The sequence below is a fragment of the Rhodococcus sp. AC861 genome (assembly GCF_979256035.1).
The window spans coordinates 1-254 of record NZ_CEEDMW010000063.1 but is presented as its reverse complement, the minus strand read 5'-3'; the positions used below and the strand labels follow the sequence as shown (position 1 = coordinate 254).

The 254-nt window shown below is 70.1% G+C and carries 1 pseudogene; it reads left to right on the top strand.

Annotated elements, in window-relative coordinates:
- Positions 1-254: pseudogene (locus AC0IX4_RS23155) on the top strand (cell division protein FtsI); the annotation flags it as partial.

Sequence of the window (254 nt, the reverse complement as noted above, 5' to 3'; positions counted from 1 at the left end):
CGCGGCCTTCGAGTCTCTGGTGCGCAGCATCGATCCCGCCGTTGCCGCGGAGAGCACCGAGAAGTTCCCCGAGGTAGGCCTCGAACGGCAGGACATCCGCGAATACCCGGGGGGCGCCCTGGCCGCGAACATCGTCGGCGCGACCGGATGGGACGGACACGGCCTGCTCGGTCTCGAGGACTCGTTGGATCCGGTCCTGGCCGGAACCGACGGTTCCCGCACCTACGACCGAGGGAGCGACGGCGCCGTCATCC